Annotated in this window: 2 protein-coding genes and 1 pseudogene; 1 reads left to right on the forward strand and 2 read right to left on the reverse strand. The window is 41.6% G+C overall.

The genetic code is table 11. The features are described 5' to 3' along the window. The first annotated feature begins 267 nt into the window (after positions 1-267). Entirely contained in the window at positions 268-942 is a 675-nt protein-coding gene (locus MM214_RS18805; RefSeq protein WP_241297723.1) for a DUF6630 family protein, read from the forward strand. A gap of 302 nt (positions 943-1244) precedes the next feature. Here the strand turns inward: MM214_RS18805 and MM214_RS19210 are convergent. Together MM214_RS19210 and MM214_RS18820 are read right to left on the reverse strand one after the other, a co-directional pair. Beyond that, a pseudogene (locus MM214_RS19210) lies at positions 1245-2409 on the reverse strand (IS91 family transposase). Next, on the reverse strand, positions 2399-2653 hold the full coding sequence (locus MM214_RS18820) for a tyrosine-type recombinase/integrase (RefSeq protein ID WP_241297724.1): 255 nt from the start codon (positions 2651-2653) through the stop codon (positions 2399-2401). The pseudogene MM214_RS19210 and the gene MM214_RS18820 overlap by 11 nt, the downstream one beginning before the upstream one ends. Positions 2654-2670 lie beyond the last annotated feature (17 nt).

Raw genomic sequence — 2670 nt, forward strand, 5'->3', positions numbered from 1 at the left:
TTGAGGGCTACGGTGCCCAGCGTGTTTTTTTTGAGTTTTCATGATGAAAGATTTTGATATAACTAAAAATAAGCAGAATTTAGGTAAATCGCTCACCCGTAGGGTGTCAGTTCAACAGCGGTTTTGCAAAAGCTGGGGTTTAGTGCTTTTTAGAAAGATTTGTGCTATATTTGTAGTTCGAGAATATCAAGAAGGTAAGTGCTAAAAATCCCAGCCTTCGCAAAGCCGCGAAACGTTGGCAGTAATTGTAAAACAGGCACAGAACAAATGATAAAGAGAATATTTCATATAGTGACTTTTCCGTTTTACTTCATTTACCTTTTGATATCATTTCCGTTCAAAATCGTAAAAATTATTTTAGACGACAAATTTGAGAAGCGAAGAAGTAACGATAGTAAATTGTCAGTTAAAACTAATGATAAAGAACTTATTGACATAGGGGCATTACTATTTCCAGAAGTCAAAACATATTTTGAAACATTTTTCAACACATTTCTGAATGACAATAAAAGATTTCTAACTGAAAACGAAGAACTTTTAGAAGACTATGACAACCTTCAATTGGACAAACTAACGCCAATAGAAGTTATTTACATTTTTGGAGACAGTAAGGAAAAGCTATGGATGACGGATTGGCGTGGAGAAGAAAACGAAAGAGAAATTGAAAATTTTCTTGAAGACAATTTGCAGATTAAGACAGATTGGAAAAACGTAAACGAAATAAGAAAGGGATTTGACGAAGAAAAACAAAGTGACGGTAAGTTTATAATAGACCTTTTAAAGACAATTGACAGAGACTTAGAATCCATAAACAAAAGACTCATTTTCCTTGACCTTGGGTGGGACGCTTATGTTTATACAGCAATTGACCAAGTTTCTTTCGAGACTATAACCGACAATTTTGGGACATATTTTCACGGAACAGAAAAATTGAGAAAATGAGAACAACTACCGCCAACATTTAGCCCTCTAGAGAAAAGCCCTCGAAAAAAAGCCCTGATAGGAGAAAAAATCTATCAGGGCTTTTTGCTAGTGGCTGTTGACTGACATCCGTAGGGTGAAGGGCTTGCTAGGTGGAATAGTAGGCTGGTTGGTGGATTTTAGGAAGCGGTTGTTTCTGTTTTTCGATGACTTTGGGAGTTTTTGCTTTGGTTTGGGCATGACTTCCCCTACCCAACATCTGGGGATTTGAATTTTCGGCATGTCTTGGACCCAACTCTGATTTCTTAGATCCTGTAAGTTGATCAAGAAGGTGCGGGATTTGGTTTGAAAGGTTTTCGCTTTCTACCTGATTTGTCCCTAGTATCAAAGATAGTTTCCATTCTTCCGTGTTCGCAGCAAGGGCATTGGTGGATATCCCTGCCGTATTTTTCAAACATTCTGATCTGGAATGGGATGATGACTTTGGGTTTGGCCAGTTGCATATTGAGTGACGACCGTATCAAGGTCAACCGTTCAGTTTTTCCTTGTAGTCTCAGGTATCCGAAGTGGCGGATCTTGACAAACCTTTTTGGCAATATATGCTGCTCAAAGCGTCGAAGGAATTCCTGATGAGTAAGCCACATCTGCTTGGTTTTTGAACCGTCTGAATAGTCTTTGTATTTGAACTTGATGTGTGTTGCACTAACTTCAAGGATTCGGTGTCTGGTGATGGCAATCTTGTGGGTGTAACGTCCATCCCGATAGCTATCGGGACACTACCCTGTCAGGCGAACCGAAAGGAGTTTTGGCATAGACGTTCCATTTTTTGAACCTTATGGCTTTCAGTAAGCTATTTTTATTTCCAATCCAGCCAATTGAGCTGTCTTTTTCCAACCCTTCCATGAAGATTGCTTTGAACATATTTGCCAGACTTTTCTGTGGAAAAAGGAATCGGTTGTTTTTACGTTTGGCATCTACCCATCTCTGTCCGTCATATCCTCCAGCACTGACAATACAGTGGACATGGGGATGGAAACTAAGATCCTGTCCCCATGTGTGCAGTACCATTGTGACCCCTGGTTCAGCACCTAGGTATTCGAGCATCTTTGCATGCTTGAGCAGGGTTTGGGAAGCTGCCAGAAACAAAAGGGCGAATAGCTTAGCTCTGTTCCCCATGAATACTGGATTGAGTTCATGTGGCAGGGTAAAGACGATATGGTAATAGGCGGTAGGTAGGAGTTCATCCATTCTACTCTCAATCCAGGCATCCCTTTTCATGTTTCCACAGTTGGGACAATGCCTGTTACCGCAGGAATGGTATCTATGGGCGATGTTTCCACATTGCTGATCATTGCACCTGCTGAGGTGATACCCTTTTGCAGCCGTATGACAGGCAGCAAGATCGGCGAAAACCGCTCTACTATAAGGGTTGAAGTTGGGGATGGATTGATGCCTGAACAGGGACTGGAAAGAAACATCAGTTTCCATGACCGAGCAGGTCAAGAGGTGAGACGAGTTTATCCCTGCGCTGTTTGGTCAGGTGGAGATAGATCATGGTAGTCTCTATCTTGGAATGTCCAAGAAGCTGCTTGATGGTATGGATGTCCGTACCGGCATCCAATAGGTGTGTAGCAAAGGAATGCCTGATAGAATGTGCAGAAAAACCATACTGTTCAAAGCCCGCCTGATTCATGGCCATGCGGATAGCATGCTGTATGGAGCGGTCGTTCATAGCTTTGCCTGGAGTTT

Source organism: Belliella kenyensis, assembly GCF_022549675.1.
Taxonomy (GTDB): Bacteria; Bacteroidota; Bacteroidia; order Cytophagales; family Cyclobacteriaceae; genus Belliella; species Belliella kenyensis.

Coding starts and splice junctions, on each gene's coding strand:
- MM214_RS18820 (WP_241297724.1), bottom strand. CDS start 2,653: ATGAACGACCGCTCCATACAGCATGCTATCCGCATGGCCATGAATCAG.
- MM214_RS18805 (WP_241297723.1), top strand. CDS start 268: ATGATAAAGAGAATATTTCATATAGTGACTTTTCCGTTTTACTTCATT.